This window comes from Flavobacterium sp. 270, from assembly GCF_004368785.1.
Taxonomy (GTDB): domain Bacteria; phylum Bacteroidota; class Bacteroidia; order Flavobacteriales; family Flavobacteriaceae; genus Flavobacterium.
This window is the reverse complement of the sequence record NZ_SODM01000003.1, coordinates 110,780-131,008: the sequence shown is the minus strand read 5'-3', so window position 1 is coordinate 131,008 and position 20,229 is coordinate 110,780. Positions and strand designations below refer to the sequence as shown.

Below are 20,229 nucleotides of genomic sequence, written 5' to 3'. Positions count from 1 at the left end.
TTTAAATTTTGTATTTTTAATATTAAATATTTGAGATATGAGATTACATCATTTACGTAACGCCACTCTGGTTATCGAAACGGAAAAGCATGTTATTTTGGTTGATCCAATGTTGGGTAAAAGAAAAACCATTCCGCCCTTTACAATTTTTCGTTATAAACCAAAGAGAAATCCGCTTGTTGCACTTCCTAAAAACAGCAGAGAAATTCTGAGTAAAGTTACGCATTGCCTTATAACACATTTACATCCAGATCATTTAGACAAAGCCGGCGAAGTATTTTTAAGAAGAAAATCGATTCCGGTAATTTGCAGTGTTAAAGACGAAAATGCTTTAACAAAAAGAGGTTTAACTGTTGAACAGACTCTTGAATATTGGCAACCACAGGATTTTTTAGACGGAAAAATTACTGGAATTCCTGCGACTCACGGTTACGGATTTATTGCAAAACTGATGGGAAATGTTATGGGATTTTTTATTGAACTTGCTAACGAAAAATCTGTTTATATTAGTTCTGATACTATTTTAACTAATGATGTAGAAAGAGTTTTAACGGAACTTAAACCTGATATTGCCACTGTTGCTTCTGGTACGGCGCGACTTGATTTTGGACAGCCATTATTAATGCGAATGAATGATATTCTGAAATTTGCTGTTCTGGCGCCTGGAAAAGTTTTTGCCAATCATTTAGAAGCATTAAATCATTGTCCGACAACCAGAGAAGAACTAAAAAAGGCTTTGAGTGAAAATGGTCTTATGTCTAAAACTTCAGTACCCAATGATGGTGAATGTGTCGAATATTTATAAAACTAATAATCCGAATTCACGCAAAGTATTGATTGGTTTTGAATACCAAAACAATTCGAAATCTTCCATGTTGGTTTCGAAATCTGTTTTAACTTCCTGAAAAGTATAATTCTTATTGTTTGAAACTGATATTTTTTGCAGGATTTCTACAAGCCATTCTCCTTCTTCTTTATTGGTTTGAATGGTGAAACTTTCTTTTTTATCATGAAAAGTAAAATTCATCATTTCCCAGCTTCTTCCTTTTTTGGATTTTGTAAAATGTTCTACAGAAGGCTTTCCTCCTAACCAAACCACTTTTGCATTTGGTTTTGTGTTGAAATCATTTCCTTCTTCGAGAGCATTAAAAATAAAATCGGGATCTATTTTGGTTTTCGGAATTTTAAAATCGAACCAATCTTGCAATTCGTAATCAAAACAGATTCCGTGCATGAAATTGAAGAGTGATTTCTTTAATCCGAAACTAAATTTATCGTGATTGATTCCTGTAGAATCTGTGTAATCAATATCATTATTGGCGAAAGTTCCAATTGCTTCTGTTTTTTTACTAACACCAAATTTCTCCGGATATAATCCAACCGGACTATGCGCCGTCATGGCAAATTGATGCCAAAATCCTGATTGCAGAATTCCCGCTTCAAACAATTGACGTACCATTTCAAGACTGTCAACTGTTTCCTGAACGGTTTGTGTTGGATATCCATACATTAAATACGCATGAACCATAATTCCGGCTTCGGTAAAATTGCGGGTAACTTTAGCCACTTGTTCTACGGTTACTCCTTTATCAATTAATTTTAATAATCGGTCAGACGCTACTTCTAAACCTCCAGAAACTGCAATACAGCCGGAAGCTTTTAATAACAGACATAAATCGGCAGAAAAGCTTTTTTCAAAACGAATATTTGTCCACCAGGTTACTGCGAGTTTTCTACGCAAAATTTCTAATGCCAAAGCGCGCATCAAAGCTGGCGGTGCAGCTTCATCAACAAAATGAAAACCATTTTGTCCGGTTTGCTGCATTAAATCTTCCATTCGGTCGCAAAGCAAATTAGCCGCAACAGGTTCGTAAACTTTTATGTAATCTAATGAAATATCACAGAAAGTACATTTCCCCCAATAACAGCCGTGCGCCATTGTTAGTTTGTTCCAGCGTCCGTCGCTCCACATTCGGTGCATCGGATTTACGATTTCGATTACCGAAATGTATTTATCTAAAGGCAGATCTGAATAATCCGGTGTTCCAACATACGCTTGTTTGTAATCGTGTTTTAGCGAATTGTTTTTATAAACTACTTCACCATTTTCGAGTAGAAAAGTTCTTTTATAGGAATGATAATCTGGGTTTTCTAAATTGAAAATTAATTCTTCAATAGGAACTTCGCCGTCATCTAAAGTTATAAAATCGAAAAACTCAAAAACACGTTTATCCGAAAGTGAACGTAATTCGGTATTTGGGAAACCGCCACCCATTGATATTTTTATTTCTGGATGATGTTGTTTTACCCATTGCGCGCATCTAAAAGCACTGTATAAATTTCCCGGAAAAGGAACAGAAATTAAAAATAAAGTTGGATTTATTACTTCGATTTTTGCTTTTAATAATGCAATTAAAATCGAATCGATATAGGTTAAATCTTGCTGTAAAACTTGGTATAATTCATCAAAAGAATTGGCGCTTCGCCCTAAACGTTCGGCATATCGGCTAAAGCCAAAATTTTCATCGACACATTCTACAATAAAATCCGAAATATCTTCGAGATATAATGTGGCTAAATGTTTGGCCTTGTCCTGCGTTCCCATTGTCCCGAAAGCCCAATCGAGTTCTTCTAATTGTGCAAAACGAGAAGCTTCTGGCAGAAAATCTTCCTGACAAATCTGCAAAGCCAATGTTGGATTTTTTCCCTGCAAAAACTGAATTACAGCATCAATGGTTTTGATGTATTCGTCCTGCAAAGCAAAAATACGTTTCGAATTATCTGAAATCTCAAAACCTGAAACTTCAAATTTAAAACTTGAAACCTGAAACAAATCAATCAAACCTTTCTTCGAAAACAATTCTAAAATCACATCAATTCCCAAGTCTGCCTGAGCTGATTCTATATTCTTGGTATTCAGAAACCCTTTTATATAAGCGGTTGCCGGATACGGAGTATTCAGTTGGGTAAATGCAGGCGTGATGACAAAAAGCTTGGTTTTCAAAAGGAATTATTTTCTGCAAAAATACGGGTTATTTAGTGACTTTTTAGGAAAAGATGAATTGATTTGTTTCAAGTTTAAGGTTTCTGTTTTTAGTTTTATTTAGTAGATATTTAATTACATTTGCGAGGCACTAAATATCACTTATGAAGCGAATTTTACTTTTTTTATTCTTTTTAAATTTTACATCAACATTTTCTCAAAACAAAAATCAATTTATTGGTTTTACAGAAAACAAAGGTCAGATTGTTGACCAAAAAGGCAAGCCAAATACTGCTGTAAAATATCTATTAACTTCTGGAGGATTAAATGTTCAACTAAAGAAAAATGGTTTTTCTTATGATATTTATGACGTAAAAAGAACTCCTATCGTTCAGTCACAAACTTCAAAAATACTTCCTTATCAAATTCATGATAAAGAAATAAAACCTGAATATAATTTAGAATATAATTTTCATAGGATAGATATTGACTTTGTAAATTCAAATTCTAATGTTGAATTAATTACAGCACAAGAATCTAAAGACTTTGACAATTATTATAATCTTCCGAATAAACCAGAGGGAATTGTTGGCGTTCATTTATATAAACAAATTACGTACAAGAATATTTATCCTAATATTGATGTTGTTTTTACCATACCGAATGATCCTAAAAAAGTAGTTGAATATAATTTTATTGTTCATCCGAAAGGAAAAATTTCAGACATTAAATTAAAATTTAAAGGAGCTGAAACGGAACTAATTGATAATAAAATCCAGATGAATGTTCGTTTTGGAAAAATGGAAGAAACACTTCCTGCAAGCTGGACGGAAGAAGGAAATACTAAAAAAGAGATTGCTGTTGAGTATCGAAAAATGAAGAACGATGTTTATGGTTTTGCTACTTCTGATCTAGTTTCAGATAAAACTTTGATCATAGATCCGGTGCCAATTCGATTATGGGGAACTTATTATGGAGGAGAAGATTTCGAGTATTTTAATTCCGTTTTTGTTAAGGACGGCTTTATTTATTTGGCTGGGATAACATACAGTTCTTTAAATATTGCATCAACAGGTGCTTCTCAAAACACCTTAGGCTCAGCAATTCTAAGTAGTTCTGATAGTTTCCTGACGAAGTTTAATTCAGATGGTACAAGAGTTTGGGGAACTTATTACGGTGGTAATAGTACAGATGAAGTTACAAAAGTTGTTGTTTCAGATAATGATAATATTTACATCGCAGGTGCTTCTATGAGTCCTGATAATATTTCAACATTTGGCAGCCACCAACAAACTAAAGGCAATTATTTCGATGGTTTTTTAGCCAAATTCGATAAAGACGGAATTAGAAAATGGGGAACATATTATGGTGGTTCTAGTGTTGACTACATAAGAAGTCTTCTGGTTGATGCTAATGAAAAAATATACATCGCTGGTGAAACAAGAAGCAAAGATAACATCGCTACTAATGGTTCTTTCCAACCTGTTTATGGAAGTACTGTCAATACAGACGATGCCTTTATAGCTAAATTCAACGCAGACGGAGTAAGAGAATGGGGAACTTATTATGGTGGCAGTGAAACAGATGAGATTACAAATTCAAAACTTGATTCTAGTGGTAATATAATTTTTGTAGGTATCACTTTTAGTAATAACAATATCTCTACCCCAAACTCCTATCAGGAAACAAAAACAGGGACAGATATGGATAGCTTTCTGTTAAAATTTGATGTTAATGGAAATCGTATATGGTCGACATATTTGGGAGGAGAAAAAAATGATTTCTTAGCTGATCTTGGAATCGATTCTTCTGGTAATATTTATTGTTTTGGTCAAACCTACAGTGCATCTGGAATCAGTACTTCTGGAGCTTTCGAAGAAAATTTAAATTCTAACAATTTAGGAAATAGCGGATGTATATTAAAGTTAGATTCTAATGGTTTTAAAATTTGGGGAACTTATTTTTATCCCGAAACTTTTGGTGGTTCAGTTTCTAAAAATGGCTCTCTTTATTTTACAGGAAGAGTTGCTGCCGGGGGATTCTCCGCTACTCCAAATGCATATCAAGAATTTCCTTTTAACAGCACTCCTGGCACAGACTCTTATTTCGCAAAATTTGATTCTGATGGACAAAGAAAATGGGCAACTTATTTTAGTGGTGAAGCTGCAGATGACGCATTAACATTAGCTATAGATCAAGATAATAATATTTATTTGGCTGGTGTAACAGTAAGTAAAACCAATATTGCTACTCCTGGTACTTATCAGACAAATCTTTATCCAGATACTAATACTTATACTCCTAATCATGGAGATGCTTTTTTGGTAAAATTTAAAGATTGTGAATCAACTGCATTTATAACAAGCAATTCTCCAATCTGTATCGGTAAAAATTTAGAATTAAAAGCTTCTGGAGGAACTGCTTATTCCTGGTCCGGCCCAAATGGGTTTATATCGACAGATCAAAACCCAATTATAACCAATGCAACAACATTAAACAGCGGCGAATATACTTGTATAATTACTGGGGCTGACGTTTGTGATAATTCTCCGAAAATTAATGTTGTAGTGGGCGATATCGAAAAACCAATTCCAGATTTAGCAACTTTACCAACAATTACAGGCGATTGTCACACAACAGTAACTATAATTCCAACAGCAACTGATGCGTGCGCGGGAGCAATTATCGGGACAACCACAAATGCTTTATCTTATAGTTTACCTGGAACTTATACGCTCATTTGGAATTATAACGACGGAAACGGGAATATTGCCACTCAAAATCAAACAGTTGTTATTACAAGTCCGTCCGTACCTAATTTCGCTTCCACTCAATTTTTTTGCGAAAGAGCACATCCTATTCCAACAAATAATACTGGCGAAGGCCCAGGAGATCTAAAATGGTATATTTCACCAACCAGCACATCACCTTTATCAGATACTGACTTTCTTGAAGATGGAATTACTTATTATGTTTCCAGAACCAGTAATGGATGCGAGAGTACAAGAGTTCCAATAACAATAAGAATACGAGCTACATATCCACCTACCGGAAATGCAAATCAGCGTTTTTGTTCAGGATTCAACCCAACCTTAAATAATATTGTTCTAAATGGAACAAACCTACAATGGTATGATGCTTTGACAAATGGAAATGTATTGCCAAGCACGACCAATCTTCAAAATGGAAAGACTTATTATGCGTCACAAGCTCCTAATATATGCGAAAGTGAAAGATTTGCCGTCACAGTTTCTGTTCAAAATTCTCCAGCAATACCGACCGGAGATGTTAATCCGAAATTTTGTAAAAGCGAAAAAGCAACACTTTCCAATATACATATTAATGAGCAAAATTTGATTTGGTACGAATCTGCGTCGGCTGTAATTCCATTAGCCAATAACACATTAGTGCAAAATAACACCACCTATTATGTTGCTCAGCTTTCAGGATGTGAAAGTGAGAGATTAGCTGTCTTAGTGACAGTATCGGACAGTCCTGTGCCAATTGTAAATAACACCCAGCAATTTTGTATTGATGAAAATGCAACTATTTCAAATATCAACATTACCGGAAACAATATAAAATGGTATGATTTGGAAGTAAATGGGAACGTTTTACCAGAAACAATTCCACTTCAAAATAAAGTTTATTATGCAACCCAAACCTTAAACAATTGCGAAAGTGAGCGATTTGCTGTTACTGTAAAAGTTCAGAACACTCAAAATCCAATTGTGACTTCACCACAAATATTCTGCATTCAGCAAAAACCAAAAATAAGTGATATTAAAGTTTCTGGACAAAATATAAAGTGGTTTGAAAGCCAGACATCAAATATAAGTCTATCAGAATCAGCTTTGCTTGAAAATGGAGTTACTTATTATGTGCAAGAAACAATAAATAACTGCGAAAGCGACAAAATTCCTGTAAAAATAACCATTCTTGAAGCAACCTCTGGAAACTGCATTAATTTGGTTGAAGAACTCCCTTTCCCAAAATTCTTTACGCCAAATAATGATGGTTATAATGATACCTGGACAATTAATTTTGCATATTTAGCTCCAAATTCTTCAATCCGAATATTTGATCGCTATGGGAAATTCATTAAAGAATTAACTCTAAATACCGCTTGGGACGGAACTTATATCGGTACGGATGAGCCTTCGTCAGATTATTGGTTTGTAGTCACTCGCTTAAATGGAGTAGAATTTAAAAGTCATTTTAGCTTGAAACGATAAAATAAAAAAGGCTGTCTAAATTATAGACGGCCTTTTTTATTTTAGATATATTTAGTTTAAAACTTGTGTTCCTTTTTACTAATTACCAATAAAGAAAACAAAGAAATACAAGCGGCTATAGTAAGATAAAAACCAACATACGTTAAACTATATTTTGTAGCCAGCCAGATTGCAATCATTGGAGCAAATGCGGCACCAAGAATCCCAGCCAAATTGAAAGTCAATGAAGCTCCAGAATAACGAACAGAAGTAGGAAATAATTCGGATAAAAAAGTTCCTAAGGGTCCATACGTAAATCCCATTAAAGACATTCCTAAACAGACAAAGAAAGTTACCATAAAAGTGCTTCCAGAATTTAGAAAGTACGAAAAGAAAAAGCCAAAAACAGCAATAACTGTAGTCGTTATAATTAATATTTTTCTACGTCCAATTTTATCAGCAACCAAAGCCGAAATAGGAATAAAAGCAGCAAAAAACAGAACCGAAAACATCTGAATCAATAAAAAGTCTCTTTTTGCAAAACCTAAATCAGAAGTTGCCCAACTTAATGTAAATACCGTCATTAAATAAAAAACCAAGAACGTTGTAATCGCTGCAAATGTTCCAAAAATTAATTGATTCTGATACGATTTTATTATGGTAAGAAATGGAACTTTTACTTCTTCGTGTTCTTTTTTAGAATTTTCAAAAGAAGGTGTTTCTGTAATTTTAGTTCTAATATAAAACCCAACTATTACCAAAAGAGAACTGGCAATAAAAGGAATTCTCCAGCCGTAATTCATAAAATCTTCATTATTCATAGAATCCGTTAGTAACAAAAAAGTTCCTCCAGAAAGCAGCAATCCGATTGGTGCGCCCAACTGCGGAAACATTCCGTACCAGGCACGTTTATTTGGCGGTGCATTTTCGATTGCCAGTAAAACAGCTCCTCCCCATTCTCCTCCTAAACCAACGCCTTGCCCAAATCGGCACAACATTAATAATAAAGGAGCAGCAACACCAATGCTGGCATAACTTGGTAAAAAACCAATGGTAACTGTCGAAATACCCATTGTTAACAACGCAGCAACCAAAGTAAATTTACGTCCGATTTTATCACCATAATGTCCAAAAAAAGCAGAACCCAGAGGACGAGATAAAAAAGCAATCGAAAAGGTTGCTAACGATTCCAAAGTCGCCATCGTTTTATCTGAACCGGGAAAAAACAATTGGGGAAAAACCAATACTGCTGCATTGGCATAAATATAAAAATCAAAAAATTCGATAGTAGTACCTATCAAACTGCCGAAAAGAACGTGCTTTAATGAGTTCTTCTGATTTGGGTTATTTTTCATGTAATCTTGATATAATTTTTTTTTTAAGAAAATAGGCTATAAAAGTGAACCTATTTTTTGAAAGTAACAAATATTTATCTGCAAAAATAAAAGATCATTGTGAAAAATTCAGAAACACAAAATTGTTCGTATTGTTTAATATTTCTAATTTCTTGTTTTATCAATTACAATTTCGCATCCTCCTAAAAACATTTTAATTATTTAAAAATCAACTATTTACCATTAAAATCAAAATTCAAATCATAAGCAATCGTTAAAAGCATTTTTAACTGCATATTTTCATTAAATTTACAGCTATCAAAAATAAACCTAAAATTATGCCTACCGACTGTATCAGCTACCAAAACTCTGGATATTTCTCGACTTTGATACATGATTATTTAGACCAAAAACCGGACTTAAAACCGCTATATAATAATTTCCCAACGCTGGAAAACTTTGAAAAACAAATTATTGAAAAGAAACAAAATTTCAATAATGAAAACCGAATCCCTTTGGTTTCTGTTTTAAAAGAGCAATATGCAAGTATTGAACTTTCGGATTTAACGAAACAAAACATTGAGCTTTTAGCGCACGAAAATACTTTTACAATTACAACCGGACATCAATTAAATCTTTTTAGTGGTCCTTTGTATTTTTTGTATAAAATCATATCTACAATAAATCTAACCAAAGAATTAAAATCGAAATATCCGACTTATAATTTTGTACCAATTTATTGGATGGCAACCGAAGATCATGATTTTGAAGAGATCAACTATTTTAATTTTAAAGGAAAAAAATTTCGCTGGAATACCGAAAGTAATGGCCCTGTTGGAAGACTTTCGACGGAAGGTTTAGCTGAATTTTTCGAAATTTATGCTTTAGAATTAGGTTCAAGTACAAATGCTAATACTTTAAAAAACCTTTTTGAAGAATCGTATTTAAAACATGATAATCTTGCCGATGCCACTCGTTTTTTAGCAAATGGTTTATTTGCTTCTCAAGGTCTGGTAATTGTTGATGCCGATCACGCCGACTTAAAACGCGCTTTTATTCCATACGCAAAAGAAGAATTATTAGAACAAACTTCTTTTAAAGCTGTTGAAGAAACTATTGCGAAACTAAAAAATTATACTGTTCAGGTAAATCCGCGTGAGATTAATTTATTTTATATTGAAGATAATTTACGCGAACGTATTGTTTTTGAGAATGATAAATTTATCGTAAACAATACTAAAACTTCATTTTCTAAAGAAGAAATTCTAAAATTATTAGAAAGCAATCCAGAGAAATTCAGTCCAAATGTAATCATGCGTCCGTTATATCAGGAAATTATTTTACCTAATTTATGCTACATCGGCGGAGGCGGAGAAATTGCATACTGGTTAGAATTAAAAGCTTTTTTTGATGCTGTAAACATTACATTTCCGATGATTTTAGTTCGAAATTCTGTCTTGCTAACTACAGAAAAGCAAGCTAAAAAAGCAGATCAGTTAGGTTTGAGCTGGAAAGACTTATTTACTAAACCAGCCGATTTAGTAAACGCGATAACACATACAATCTCAGAGTTTCCGATTGACTTAACGCCACAAAAAGAAAGTCTAGAAAAGCAATTTCAATATTTATTTGAATTGGCTCAAAAAACTGACAAATCATTTACAGGAGCTGTAAAAGCGCAGGAAGTTAAACAGAAAAAAGGTTTAGAAAACCTTGAAAAGCGCTTGCTAAAAGCACAAAAAAGAAAACTAAAAGATCAATTAGACCGTGTTGTAGATTTACAATCAGAATTGTTCCCAAATAATAGTTTACAAGAACGCCAAGCCAATTTTTCTGAATTTTATTTAGAAAAAGGCGAACAGCTTATTCCATTATTAACTCAAAAATTAAGACCTTTAGAAACGAATTTTTCAATTATAACAATATAATTACATATAATACAGCAATAATTTCAGGATAAAATAACCACCTGATTCTGAAATTATTGTTTCTTAAACCAAATAGCGACTTTTAAAATTATTAACTAACCAATTTACCCAAACCAATGGTAAAAGAACGCTTAATTTCGCTAGATGTCTTTCGTGGACTCACTATTTTATTAATGACAATTGTCAACAATCCCGGAGATTGGGGCCATGTTTTTCCGCCGCTTTTACATTCAGAATGGCACGGCTGTACACCAACCGATTTAGTATTTCCGTTTTTTATTTTTATCATGGGAGTTGCGGTTCCGCTTGCTATGCCAGATAAAATGTACGATGGCACCACTTTCAACAAAATTCTGGTTCGTTCCTTAAGAATGTTATGTTTAGGAATCTTCTTTAATTATTTTGGGAAAATTCAGCTTTTTGGTCTCGAAGGAATTCCGCTTCTTATCGGAAGATTAATTATTACAATCGCAGTTGGATATGCTCTTATGGGCAATTTTAGTTCAAAACTAAAAAACATTTTCGCATTATCTATCCTAATTATTTATCTCTTTTTAGCTTACAGCGGTATCGAGGCTTACCACGATGTAAGACTTCCGGGAGTTTTACAACGAATAGCAATTGTGTATTTTGTTGTTTCTCTCTTATACTTAAAAACTTCTCAAAAAACGCAAATTATAACCGGAGTAGTTTTATTATTAGGCTATTGGGCAATTATGACTTTAATTCCTGTTCCGGGAATTGGAGACGCTAATCTGGAAAAAGGAACAAATCTTGCTTCCTGGGTTGACAGCATTTTACTTAATGGCCATATGTATCGCGAAACTATTACTTGGGATCCCGAAGGAATTTTAAGTACAATTCCATCAATTGTAAACGGAATTATCGGTTTATTAATTGGGCAGCTATTACAGCTTAAAACCAATAAAAAAGAAATAGCCCTAAAAATGGCTGCAACCGGAGTAGGATTAATTATTGCTGGTTTACTTTGGAATATTGTTTTCCCGATAAACAAATCACTCTGGACAAGCAGTTACGTATTATACACAACAGGTTTAGCTACAACATTTCTTTCTCTTTTATATTATGTAATTGATATTGCAGAATATAAAAAAGGGTTCAAATTATTCTTAATCTGGGGTGTAAATCCTATGATTGTCTTTTTTACATCACAAATTATTCCGCAGGCTTTAGTAATGATTCAGTTTGAAAACCCACATAAATCTGGGAAACAAATCAATCTTCTAAATTATCTATACGAATACGGAATTGCCCCATTTTTCAGTAATCCAATGATGGCTTCATTAGCTGGAGCACTGGTTTATGTCGGAATTTGGACTTTTATTTTGTGGATATTCTACAAAAACAAACTCATTTTCAAGGTTTAAAAATTAATTTCAAACCATATAAGTAATATAAGTTCAAACAGGCTAGTCTTTTCAGATTTCTAGTTAAATGAACTTATATCACTTATATGGTTTAACAAAACAGCCAATGATTTTGTTTTTTATAAAAATCTAACATTATAGCTGTTAAAGAACTTTTTATTATGAATTTATTAAAATCAATTGATAAAAAAAGTATACTTTTGCACAAAATTAAAAATAAGTAATAAAATGGCAACAAATAGAACTTTTACAATGATTAAACCAGATGCTGTTGCAAACGGACACATCGGGAATATCTTAGCAATGATTACTAATGGCGGTTTCAAAATCGTTTCATTAAAATTAACTCAATTAACTGTAGCTGATGCTCAAGCATTTTACGCTGTTCACGCTGCAAGACCTTTCTACGGAGAATTAGTTGAATTTATGTCACGCGGACCAATTGTTGCTGCTATTTTAGAAAAAGATAACGCAGTAGAAGATTTCAGAACTTTAATTGGAGCTACAAATCCAGCTGAAGCTGCTGAAGGAACTATCCGTAAAGCATACGCAACTTCTATAGGAGAAAATGCAGTTCACGGTTCAGACAGCGACGAAAATGCTGCAATCGAAGGTGCATTCCACTTTGCTGGAAGAGAGCAATTCTAATATTTTAGATTTTAGAGTTCAGACTTTAGATTGCTGAACTCAACAATCACAATAAAAAAATCCATTTCACTTGAAATGGATTTTTTTTTATATAAACTTAGCAGCTTAGAAACTTAGTACCTCAGAACCTTATCTTAAAACTACATCCTTAACCACATCACGTTTCAATTCCTCATTAATCATCTTAATAATTTTAGATTTTCCGTGGCTTAATTCATCACGCAAAACAGACGAACCCAATTCTACATACAATGTGCTTCCTTTTAAAACAACGTTTTTGGTATACGTATTCACACCATTTCCCATCAGCTGGCGCCAAGCTTCCTTAACATCAATCTGATCCATTCCTGGCTGTAATTTATTTACCTGAATAATTTGCTGCAAAACAGCTCCAATTGTACTATCGTTATTTAGTCTCTTTGCCATCGTTCAAAAGATTTACTGGTCCAGTTTTTTTATAGTGATATTCTTTATTCTCTGCATTTTTAACTACCAATTCTTCGTCAGATAACGTTATCAATTCCTCACTCCATTTTGCATAATCCGTTTTATAATCCAGAAATGCTTTTTCATCTGCAAAACGCACCGAAACATTTTCAAAAGTATTAGTCGTTAAAAAAGTGCCATCAAGCTGTGCCATAACTTTAGTTCGTGTTCCTTTATTCCCTTTCATTTTAAAGAAATCAAAATTCTCATTCATTCCATAAGCCTTCTCCTCACCTTTATCAAAAACTACTTTCGTAATTTCCCAGTAGCCATTTAGTTTTGAAATATCTGTTGGTTTAATTTGTTTGCAACTAACAAACAAAAGAGATAAAACCAAAATTATAAAAGTGTTTTTCATATTTTAATTATTAAATTATTAGCCATCACTCTAAAAAAAGTTGAAGGATTAGGAGCTGATACCTGCTGTCCGCTGTATCTTTCCTGGCTAAAGGAGCCAGAAAAAGGATGCCGCTTCCATCAGGGCTAGGACACCAGAATTCACAAGACAATTTTGTGAACTACAAAGTTAATCTTATATAAATTCAAAAGAAATAAATATTCATAAAACCCATTAAACTATTTTCTATATTTTTGGTCAAACTCCAAACCTAAACCAAAAAACATGACCAAAACTATTTTTAAACTTCTGGTAATCTTAAGTTTTATCAGCTGCAGTAAAGAATCTTCCGAAGCACAAACTATTCCTGCACAAACCATGTATTTTCCTCCTTTAACCGGAACAACTTGGGAAACGCAATCTATTTCAGATCTAAAATGGAATCAAAGTGCAGTACAGCCGCTTTTAGATTATTTAGAGTTAAAAAATTCTAAGTCATTCATCATTTTAGTTAATGGCCGAATAGTTTTAGAAAATTATTTTAATGGTCACACCGCAACTACAAACTGGTATTGGGCAAGTGCCGGAAAAACATTAACTTCAACAATGACGGGAATTGCACAGCAAGAAAACCTGCTTAACATTAATAATAAAGTTTCGCAATATATTGGCACAGGCTGGACAAGCGAAACACTTGCGCAGGAAAATTTAATTACCTGCAAACATTTACTAACAATGACATCTGGACTTGATGACACTACAGACGATGTAGATCCAGCGAGTTTAGTTTATAAAGCCAATGCAGGATCGCGCTGGGCATATCATAATGTCTATGTAAAATTGCAAGATGTTGTTGCAAAGGCAAGCGGACAAACTTGGGAGAATTATTTCAACACTAAATTAAGAGATAAAATCGGTATGAATGGTACTTGGGTACAACTTGGTGTAAACAGCGTTTATACGAGTACAACAAGAAGTATGGCCCGTTTTGGACTTTTAATGCTCAATAAAGGAAAGTGGGACAATAATGTTATCCTGAACGAAAGTTACTTTAACGAAGCAACAAATACTTCGCAGACAATTAATTTAGGATATGGTTATTTATGGTGGTTAAACGGAAAAACAAATTATCATTTACCTCAATCACAGCTTACTTTTCAAGGAAGTATAATCCCGACTGCACCAAACGATATGTTTATGGCCTTGGGTAAAAACGATCAAAAAATCTACGTTATTCCAAGCAAAAATATGGTTATTATCAGAATGGGAGATGCAGCAGACGATGTCAACTTAGCATTATCCGATTTTGATAAAACTTTGTGGCAGAAAATTAGTGCTTTGTATCAGTAATTATCTTTTAGTACGGATTCTTTTTAGCATTCCCATAAAAAAGAATCCTATACCTAAAACCAATAAAATATAATAGAAAGATAAACTTTTATCTTTTATAACATTTGCTAAAACAAAACTTATAACGCTTGCGAAATAAAAAGTAACAGGCGTTATATTTTTTAAAGAAGAAAAACTCATTCTGATATTATTTAAAGAAACTGTCTACAAATTCGTATTTATTAAAGACTTGTAAATCTTCAATACCTTCACCAATTCCGATATATTTTACAGGAATCTGAAATTGATCTGAAATACCGATTACAACACCGCCTTTTGCAGTTCCGTCTAATTTAGTTACAGCCAGCGAAGTTACTTCTGTAGCTGCAGTAAATTGTTTTGCCTGTTCAAAAGCATTTTGACCTGTAGAACCATCCAAAACTAAAAGTACGTCGTGAGGCGCATCGGCAACTACCTTTTGCATTACACGTTTTACTTTGGTAAGTTCGTTCATCAAATTGATTTTATTATGAAGACGTCCGGCTGTATCAATAATAACAACATCGGCATTTTGAGCCACAGCAGATTGCAAAGTATCAAAAGCTACAGAAGCAGGATCACTTCCCATATTTTGTCTCACAATCGGCACATCTACTCTATCTGCCCAAACTTGTAATTGATCAATTGCAGCAGCACGAAATGTATCTGCAGCTCCTAAAACTACTTTATAACCTGCTTTCTTAAACTGATAAGCCAGTTTACCAATTGTAGTTGTTTTTCCTACTCCGTTTACTCCAACCACCATTAAAACGTATGGTTTTTTATCTTTTGGAATTTCAAATTCTGTAGCTTCTCCTCTATTTGTTTCAGATAATAAGCCTCCAATTTCTTCTCGAAGAATTTGGTTTAATTCGTCAGTTCCTAGATATTTATCGTCAGCAACACGTTTTTCAATTCTTGAAATTATTTTTAATGTTGTATTTACACCAACATCAGAAGCTACTAGAATTTCTTCCAGATTATCTAAAACATCGTCATCAACTTTAGATTTTCCGGCAACAGCTTTGCTTAACTTTGAGAAAAAGGTAGTTTTTGATTTTTCAAGACCTTTGTCTAAAGTCTCTTTTTTATCAGTAGAGAATAATTTTTTAAAAAAACTCATTTTTTTTGTAGATTATTAGATTCTTAGACTTCTTAATTCTTTTCCTGAATTAAAAGTCCAGTGTTTAAAGAGTGCCAATTGTTTTAATCTAGCCCCGATTACTTCACTTAATTTATTTCAATCGGAGTTCAGTGAACTTACGTTTGAAGCGAAAATCCCTTTATTTTGTTCCGAAGTTTCGGAAAAAATAAAAGATTACAGCGAAAAGCGGGAATGCATGTTTAAAAAAAAGCCAATTGTTGTGCTTCTTTAAATTTTTAGACAAATATAGGTAATAAAAAAGCTACTTCCGAATGAAAGTAGCTTTTCTATATAATGTGATTGTAATTATTTCTTTTTCAAGAATTCATCAACTTCTTCAGGAGCCATAATAGATTCTACGAATGTATATGCACCAGTTTTAGGAGATTTTACCATTTTGATGGCTTTTGATAATCTCTTAGAAGATGTTTGTAACGATGCTACGGTTTTCTTTGCCATGATTCAAATGTTATTGAAGCTTTTATAAAACTCGAATGGCAAAACCATTGAGACTTATAAAAATCTCTAATTATTACTTAATTTCTTTGTGAACAGTTACACGTTTCAAGATTGGATTAAATTTTTTAATCTCTAATCTATCTGGAGTATTTTTTTTGTTCTTAGTTGTAATATATCTAGAAGTTCCTGCAACACCTGTTGTTTTGTGCTCAGTACATTCTAAAATTACTTGGATTCTATTACCTTTCTTTGCCATCTTGCTATATATTTATTTAGGAAAAGATTATTTGATAAATCCTTCTGACTGTGCTTTTTTCAAAACAGCAGTGATTCCATTTTTATTAATTGTTTTTATCGTAGATGCTGCTACTCTAAGAGTAATCCATCTATCTTCTTCTGGAAGATAAAAACGCTTTTTAACTAAGTTTACAGAAAACTTTCTCTTAGTTTTGTTCATAGCGTGAGAAACGTTATTTCCTACCATCGCTCTTTTACCTGTAAGGTCACAAACTCTTGACATTATACTTATCTTTTATCGTTATTCAAAATCAGGGTGCAAAGAAAAGAAAAATAAACCATTGTAGCAAAAATTTATTGCACAATTTTTAAAATTTCTTTCTGTAATATTTCTAAACTCTTAATCGTTGCTCTATCTATCACTTTTTCACGTGGTTGCCCAAAGTTAAACTCTTCAACAATTACTTCGTTTGGTGTTGCCAAAGCGACAAAAACAGTCCCAATTTCTGCATCCGAGTCTCCTTTTGATGGTCCGGCGTTCCCAGTTGTGGCAATTGCATAGTCTGTTTTAAGTATCTCTTTCACATTCAAAGCCATAGCCGATGCAACTTGTGCACTTACTACTGAATATTGATCTACTAATTCTTGCGAAACCCCGAGAACATTAACCTTCGCTTCGGTTGCATAAGAAACGACACTTCCTTTAAAATAATTAGAAGCACCCGGAACTGAAGATAAAATGGATGCAATTTTACCTCCTGTAAAACTTTCTGCTGTAGAAATGGTTTTATTTCTATTCGTTAAAAGTTTCCCAACAACAGATTCTATGGTTTCGTTTTCTTCGTAACCTACTATAATATCATGAATTATAGCATCTAATGATTTTGTATTTTCTTCAAGCGCATTTTCTAAAAGTTCTTTATCGGTACCACGGGCAGAAAGTCTTAAACGAACTCTTCCGGGATTTGGCAGATAAGCCAGCTTGATAAACTCCGGCAGATTATTTTCCCAATCTTCAATACGCTCAGCGACTAGACTCTCGCCCTGACCATAGGTTAAAATCGTTTTATGAATAATATAGGGACGTTTATATTCGCGGACTATTTTCGGAATTATTTCTTCTTCAACTAAATATTTCATTTCATAAGGAACTCCGGGAAGCGAAATAAAAACTGTATTTTCCTTCTTCATCCACATTCCGGGCGCGGTTCCAACTTTATTATGCAAAACCGTACAAGTTGAAGGAACTAAAGCCTGATCTTTATTCAATTGCGAAATAGGACGTTTATAAAAACCTTCTATTAATTGTGTTACATGCGCTAAGACTTCCGGATTTACAACTAACTCATCGTCAAAGTACTCACAGAATGTTTTCTTGGTTACATCATCTTTTGTCGGCCCTAAACCTCCGGTTACAATAACAACATCAACTTTGTTTTGTAATTGCGCAAAAGTGTTTAAAATATGTTTTTTGTCATCGCTTATTGAAATCATTTCGGTGACTTCAACGCCAATTCTATCCAATGATTTTGCAATAAAACCTGAATTGGTATCTACGATTTGACCAATTAAAATTTCATCCCCAATAGTTATTATGGTTGCCTTCATATAAAATGCTGTTTTTCACTTACTGCCTGTAAGTCATTATTATAAAGTAGGTATTATTGTCGAAGCGATTTTCGCAAGGGGTAGAAACAGCATCTTTTTGCGGTATATAAAGATGCTTCGCTGACTTTTTTTGGAATAAAAGAATTCGGCACGATCCCTTTTTTATTTAATTTAAAAAGAACAAAAATGGGATTATGCACAAATTTTATAAATCAAAATCTTTTTTAATTTCTTTGACGGCTTCTTTTACCTGTTCTTTTATACTTTTAAAAGTTTCGATAATTTCTTTTTTCTTTCCTTCTGCTTTTGTCCAGGCTTCTACTTGTAGAATTTCTTCAAAGGCAACATTCAACCCCATTAAATCCAATGTCGGTTTTATTTTATGCGCATAAGAATAGGCATATTTATGATCTTTTTTCTTAATTCCTTCTTTGATTTCTTTTAAATCTTCTGGAACTTCGGTAACAAATAGTTTTAGAATTTCGTTTACAAATTCAGGGTCATTGTCTGAAAGTGCGTATACTTTTGAAAGGTTGTATTTTAAAGCCATTATTTTACTTGTATTCTGAATAGTTTTTTATCTTCTAAAAATCCTTCTAAAACATCATTTGGTTTTACTGCAGCTACACCTTCTGGCGTTCCTGTAAAAATAATATCGCCTATTTTTAATGTAAAAAACTGCGATACATAAGACACAAGTTCATCTATTTTCCACAACATGTGACTTGTGTTACCTTTTTGAACTGTTTCAGAATTGTTTGTTAATTCAAAAGTAAGATTTTCAAGAGAAACAAAATCACTTTTTGGCAAAAAATCGCCAATTACTGCAGAACCATCAAATGCTTTTGCTTTTTCCCAAGGCAATCCTTTTTCTTTTAGTTTGCTTTGCAGATCTCTGGCAGTAAAATCTATTCCTACACTTATTTCGTCATAATATTTATGTGCAAATTTTGGCTCGATATACTTTCCTACTTTGCTAATCTTGACAATTACTTCTATTTCGTGATGAACATCTTCCGAAAATTCCGGAATCACAAATGGATGCTGTTTTAACAAAATTGCCGAATCAGGCTTCATAAAAACCACAGGCTCAGTTGGTCTTTCGTTTTGTAATTCTGCTATATGATTGGCATAATTTCTGCCGACACAAATGATTTTCATTTCTTCTTAAAGTTTCTAAGACACTAAGTTTCTAAGCTTCTAAGACAAAGAAAAAACTTAGTACCTTAGAAGCTTAGAAACTCAGAACCTTATTTCGTATTTAATTTTCTTAATTTAATTGCCGTTAATACCTTTTTGGTGTATAAAGGAAAATCAGCATTTTGAATCCAGCTAAAATAGCCCGGTTCTGTTTCTAATACTTTATCCACTTTCGCACCTTTGTGTTTTCCGAAGGTAAAAATCTCCTCATTGTCTTTATCAAAAGCGATCATTCCTGCAAAATCAGCTATTTTTTTACGGGTTGTAAATTCAGATAATGATTTCATATCATTTTCTAATTCCGGGTAACGATCTAACTGTGCTTTTAGGATTTCGTAAGTCGCCATTGTATCTGCTTCTGCTGAATGTGCGTTTTCTAAACTTTTTCCGCAGTAGAATTTCAAAGCCGCACTCAAGGTACGCTCTTCCATTTTATGAAAAATAGTCTGAACATCTACAGAAACTTTATTTTTCATATCAAAATCTACTCCTGCTCTTAGCAATTCTTCTGCCAATAATGGAATATCAAAACGATCTGAATTAAATCCTCCTAAATCACTGTCTTTTATCATATTATGAATTTGCGGGGCTAATTCATTAAAAGTAGGTTCATTTGCTACTTTTTCATCAGTAATACCGTGAACGGCTGTAGTTTGTGGAGGAATTGGAATCGTTGGATTCACTAACCAAGTTTTGCTTTCTTTATTTCCGTTTGGAAAAACTTTAAATATTGAAATTTCTACTATCCTGTCTTTTCCGATGTCAATACCAGTGGTTTCAAGATCGAAAAAGCAAATTGGTTTGTTGAGTTTGAGTTCCATTTTTGTATTTTAATAAGTTTACAAATATAAATTTTAAAGCCGAATTTCGCCCTTTTTTTTCAGAAAGTTGAGGA

The 20,229-nt window shown here is 33.3% G+C and carries 18 protein-coding genes; 6 read left to right on the top strand and 12 right to left on the bottom strand.

Features of this window, described 5'->3' with window-relative positions; all coding sequences use genetic code 11:
* Positions 1–37: 37 nt before the first annotated feature.
* A complete protein-coding gene (locus tag EV144_RS12040; RefSeq protein WP_134149122.1) occupies positions 38–805 on the top strand; it encodes an MBL fold metallo-hydrolase in 768 nt (255 codons plus the stop codon).
* Here the strand turns inward: EV144_RS12040 and EV144_RS12035 are convergent.
* Entirely contained in the window at positions 800–3,004 is a 2,205-nt protein-coding gene (locus EV144_RS12035; RefSeq protein ID WP_134149121.1) for a B12-binding domain-containing radical SAM protein, read from the bottom strand. The genes EV144_RS12040 and EV144_RS12035 overlap by 6 nt on opposite strands.
* A gap of 143 nt (positions 3,005–3,147) precedes the next feature.
* Here EV144_RS12035 and EV144_RS12030 point away from each other — a divergent pair, with 143 nt between their 5' ends.
* Positions 3,148–7,218 (top strand): T9SS type B sorting domain-containing protein, encoded by a 4,071-nt coding sequence (locus EV144_RS12030; RefSeq protein ID WP_134149119.1) that lies wholly within the window; start codon positions 3,148–3,150, stop codon positions 7,216–7,218.
* Positions 7,219–7,274: 56 nt separating this feature from the next.
* On the opposite strand, the gene EV144_RS12025 is transcribed toward EV144_RS12030, so the two are convergent.
* On the bottom strand, positions 7,275–8,552 hold the full coding sequence (locus tag EV144_RS12025) for an MFS transporter (RefSeq protein ID WP_134149118.1): 1,278 nt from the start codon (positions 8,550–8,552) through the stop codon (positions 7,275–7,277).
* Between the two features lie 317 nt (positions 8,553–8,869).
* On the opposite strand from EV144_RS12025, the gene bshC reads away from it, so the two are divergent.
* From bshC to EV144_RS12010, 3 genes are all read left to right on the top strand, one after another.
* Positions 8,870–10,459 carry a bacillithiol biosynthesis cysteine-adding enzyme BshC gene (gene bshC, locus EV144_RS12020; RefSeq protein WP_134149116.1) on the top strand — a complete coding sequence of 530 codons (1,590 nt, stop codon included), beginning with the start codon at positions 8,870–8,872 and terminating at the stop codon, positions 10,457–10,459.
* Positions 10,460–10,575: 116 nt separating this feature from the next.
* On the top strand, positions 10,576–11,847 hold the full coding sequence (locus tag EV144_RS12015) for an acyltransferase family protein (protein WP_134149115.1): 1,272 nt from the start codon (positions 10,576–10,578) through the stop codon (positions 11,845–11,847).
* Between the two features lie 228 nt (positions 11,848–12,075).
* Positions 12,076–12,495 carry a nucleoside-diphosphate kinase gene (locus EV144_RS12010; protein ID WP_026984871.1) on the top strand — a complete coding sequence of 140 codons (420 nt, stop codon included), beginning with the start codon at positions 12,076–12,078 and terminating at the stop codon, positions 12,493–12,495.
* 129 nt (positions 12,496–12,624) lie between these two features.
* Here the strand turns inward: EV144_RS12010 and EV144_RS12005 are convergent, their stop codons facing one another.
* Both EV144_RS12005 and EV144_RS12000 read right to left on the bottom strand, forming a co-directional pair.
* Entirely contained in the window at positions 12,625–12,921 is a 297-nt protein-coding gene (locus EV144_RS12005; protein ID WP_134149113.1) for a DUF721 domain-containing protein, read from the bottom strand.
* A complete protein-coding gene (locus tag EV144_RS12000) occupies positions 12,902–13,339 on the bottom strand; it encodes a lipocalin family protein (RefSeq protein WP_134149112.1) in 438 nt (145 codons plus the stop codon). The genes EV144_RS12005 and EV144_RS12000 overlap by 20 nt, the downstream gene beginning before the upstream one ends.
* 264 nt (positions 13,340–13,603) lie before the next feature.
* On the opposite strand from EV144_RS12000, the gene EV144_RS11995 reads away from it, so the two are divergent.
* The gene (locus tag EV144_RS11995) at positions 13,604–14,668 is read left to right on the top strand and encodes a serine hydrolase domain-containing protein (RefSeq protein ID WP_134149111.1); all 1,065 of its coding nucleotides are present in this window, start codon (positions 13,604–13,606) and stop codon (positions 14,666–14,668) included.
* 187 nt (positions 14,669–14,855) lie between these two features.
* Here EV144_RS11995 and ftsY read toward each other — a convergent pair whose 3' ends face one another.
* The 8 genes from ftsY to EV144_RS11950 all read right to left on the bottom strand — a co-directional run bounded on the left by ftsY (position 14,856) and on the right by EV144_RS11950 (position 20,155).
* The gene (gene ftsY, locus EV144_RS11985) at positions 14,856–15,809 is read right to left on the bottom strand and encodes a signal recognition particle-docking protein FtsY (protein ID WP_134149107.1); all 954 of its coding nucleotides are present in this window, start codon (positions 15,807–15,809) and stop codon (positions 14,856–14,858) included.
* 327 nt (positions 15,810–16,136) lie between these two features.
* Positions 16,137–16,289: a DUF4295 domain-containing protein gene (locus EV144_RS11980; RefSeq protein ID WP_008468081.1), complete on the bottom strand. Its 153-nt coding sequence runs from the start codon at positions 16,287–16,289 to the stop codon at positions 16,137–16,139.
* A 73-nt stretch (positions 16,290–16,362) separates the two neighbouring features.
* Positions 16,363–16,545: a 50S ribosomal protein L33 gene (rpmG, locus tag EV144_RS11975; RefSeq protein ID WP_007805817.1), complete on the bottom strand. Its 183-nt coding sequence runs from the start codon at positions 16,543–16,545 to the stop codon at positions 16,363–16,365.
* A gap of 27 nt (positions 16,546–16,572) precedes the next feature.
* A complete protein-coding gene (rpmB, locus tag EV144_RS11970; RefSeq protein WP_008468080.1) occupies positions 16,573–16,809 on the bottom strand; it encodes a 50S ribosomal protein L28 in 237 nt (78 codons plus the stop codon).
* Positions 16,810–16,880: 71 nt separating this feature from the next.
* Positions 16,881–18,134, bottom strand: a complete 1,254-nt coding sequence (locus EV144_RS11965; protein WP_134149105.1) for a CinA family nicotinamide mononucleotide deamidase-related protein — start codon at positions 18,132–18,134, stop codon at positions 16,881–16,883.
* A 205-nt stretch (positions 18,135–18,339) separates the two neighbouring features.
* Positions 18,340–18,684 carry an Hpt domain-containing protein gene (locus tag EV144_RS11960; RefSeq protein ID WP_134149103.1) on the bottom strand — a complete coding sequence of 115 codons (345 nt, stop codon included), beginning with the start codon at positions 18,682–18,684 and terminating at the stop codon, positions 18,340–18,342.
* Complete coding sequence (locus tag EV144_RS11955) at positions 18,684–19,295, bottom strand: fumarylacetoacetate hydrolase family protein (RefSeq protein ID WP_134149101.1); 612 nt, start codon at positions 19,293–19,295, stop codon at positions 18,684–18,686. Before EV144_RS11955 ends, EV144_RS11960 begins: the two co-directional genes overlap by 1 nt.
* A gap of 89 nt (positions 19,296–19,384) precedes the next feature.
* Positions 19,385–20,155, bottom strand: coding sequence for a 3'-5' exonuclease (locus EV144_RS11950; RefSeq protein ID WP_134149099.1), 771 nt, complete (start codon positions 20,153–20,155; stop codon positions 19,385–19,387).
* Between the last annotated feature and the right edge of the window lie 74 nt (positions 20,156–20,229).

Excerpts from the sequence above, each read along its gene's own strand:
- EV144_RS12040 (WP_134149122.1), top strand. The coding sequence starts at position 38 with ATGAGATTACATCATTTACGTAACGCCACTCTGGTTATCGAAACGGAA.
- EV144_RS12030 (WP_134149119.1), top strand. The coding sequence starts at position 3,148 with ATGAAGCGAATTTTACTTTTTTTATTCTTTTTAAATTTTACATCAACA.
- EV144_RS12025 (WP_134149118.1), bottom strand. The coding sequence starts at position 8,552 with ATGAAAAATAACCCAAATCAGAAGAACTCATTAAAGCACGTTCTTTTC.
- bshC (WP_134149116.1), top strand. The coding sequence starts at position 8,870 with ATGCCTACCGACTGTATCAGCTACCAAAACTCTGGATATTTCTCGACT.
- EV144_RS12015 (WP_134149115.1), top strand. The coding sequence starts at position 10,576 with ATGGTAAAAGAACGCTTAATTTCGCTAGATGTCTTTCGTGGACTCACT.
- EV144_RS12010 (WP_026984871.1), top strand. The coding sequence starts at position 12,076 with ATGGCAACAAATAGAACTTTTACAATGATTAAACCAGATGCTGTTGCA.
- EV144_RS12005 (WP_134149113.1), bottom strand. The coding sequence starts at position 12,921 with ATGGCAAAGAGACTAAATAACGATAGTACAATTGGAGCTGTTTTGCAG.
- EV144_RS12000 (WP_134149112.1), bottom strand. The coding sequence starts at position 13,339 with ATGAAAAACACTTTTATAATTTTGGTTTTATCTCTTTTGTTTGTTAGT.
- EV144_RS11995 (WP_134149111.1), top strand. The coding sequence starts at position 13,604 with ATGACCAAAACTATTTTTAAACTTCTGGTAATCTTAAGTTTTATCAGC.
- ftsY (WP_134149107.1), bottom strand. The coding sequence starts at position 15,809 with ATGAGTTTTTTTAAAAAATTATTCTCTACTGATAAAAAAGAGACTTTA.
- EV144_RS11980 (WP_008468081.1), bottom strand. The coding sequence starts at position 16,289 with ATGGCAAAGAAAACCGTAGCATCGTTACAAACATCTTCTAAGAGATTA.
- rpmG (WP_007805817.1), bottom strand. The coding sequence starts at position 16,545 with ATGGCAAAGAAAGGTAATAGAATCCAAGTAATTTTAGAATGTACTGAG.
- rpmB (WP_008468080.1), bottom strand. The coding sequence starts at position 16,809 with ATGTCAAGAGTTTGTGACCTTACAGGTAAAAGAGCGATGGTAGGAAAT.
- EV144_RS11965 (WP_134149105.1), bottom strand. The coding sequence starts at position 18,134 with ATGAAGGCAACCATAATAACTATTGGGGATGAAATTTTAATTGGTCAA.
- EV144_RS11960 (WP_134149103.1), bottom strand. The coding sequence starts at position 18,684 with ATGGCTTTAAAATACAACCTTTCAAAAGTATACGCACTTTCAGACAAT.
- EV144_RS11955 (WP_134149101.1), bottom strand. The coding sequence starts at position 19,295 with ATGAAAATCATTTGTGTCGGCAGAAATTATGCCAATCATATAGCAGAA.
- EV144_RS11950 (WP_134149099.1), bottom strand. The coding sequence starts at position 20,155 with ATGGAACTCAAACTCAACAAACCAATTTGCTTTTTCGATCTTGAAACC.